This is a genomic window from Burkholderia sp. HAN2018, assembly GCF_024704855.1.
Taxonomy (GTDB): Bacteria; Pseudomonadota; Gammaproteobacteria; order Burkholderiales; family Burkholderiaceae; genus Burkholderia; species Burkholderia cepacia.
In genome coordinates this window covers 1-688 of record NZ_QOBB01000547.1, presented here as the reverse complement: position 1 = coordinate 688, position 688 = coordinate 1, and the positions used below count along the sequence as shown (strand labels likewise).

The following is a 688-nucleotide window of genomic DNA, read 5'->3' as shown; positions in this document are numbered from 1 at the left end:
CGTCCGCTTGCGCTCGTCGCGCCGCCTCAAGCGCCGCATGCAACCGCGCTCGCCAGCCTCGGCGTACCGTCCGACGCGCTGCTGTGGCTGCGCGCCGGCAGCCGCACCGATGCGCTGTGGGCCGCCGAGCAGGCACTCAAGACGGGGTGCTGCGGCGCGCTGCTGCTCTGGCAGGATGCGCGGCCCGATGCGCTGCGGCGCCTGCATCTCGCGGCCGCGCGCACGGGCGACACGCTGTTCGTGATGCTGCGTCCGCTGTCGGCCGCGCGGCAACCGTCGCCGGCCGTGCTGCGTGTCGCGCTGTATCCGGTGCCGGGCGGCGTGTCGCTCGACATCGTCAAGCGTCGCGGCCCCGCACGCGGCGAGCCGCTCGTGCTCGACCTGCCGTCGCCCATCGTGGAGAGCCGCTATGCGCGTCTTGCTCGGCATCCATCTGCCGCGCCTGCCGCTCGACGTGTGCGCCCCGCCGCCGTCTGACGGCGCGGCGCAACGCGTAGACGAAGCGGACGAAGTGGACGAAGCAGGCTGCGCGGTGCTAGAGCAGGGTGTCGTGCTGATCGCCGATGCGCCCGCGCGCCGGCAGGGCGTGCGCGCGGGCATGAAGCGCGGCGGTGTGCTCACGCTCGCGCCGCACACGCGGCTCGTCGAACGCGACCCCGCGCGCGAGGCCGATGCGCTGCGCGCGGTC

General features: G+C 75.0%; 1 protein-coding gene and 1 pseudogene. Both read left to right on the top strand.

Annotated features, from left to right (window positions below):
* A partial coding sequence (locus DPV74_RS41700; RefSeq protein ID WP_119339304.1) for a recombinase RecA occupies positions 1-477 on the top strand: 477 nt, incomplete at its 5' end.
* Positions 410-688: pseudogene (locus DPV74_RS41695) on the top strand (DNA polymerase Y family protein); the annotation flags it as partial. The gene DPV74_RS41700 and the pseudogene DPV74_RS41695, both read left to right, overlap by 68 nt.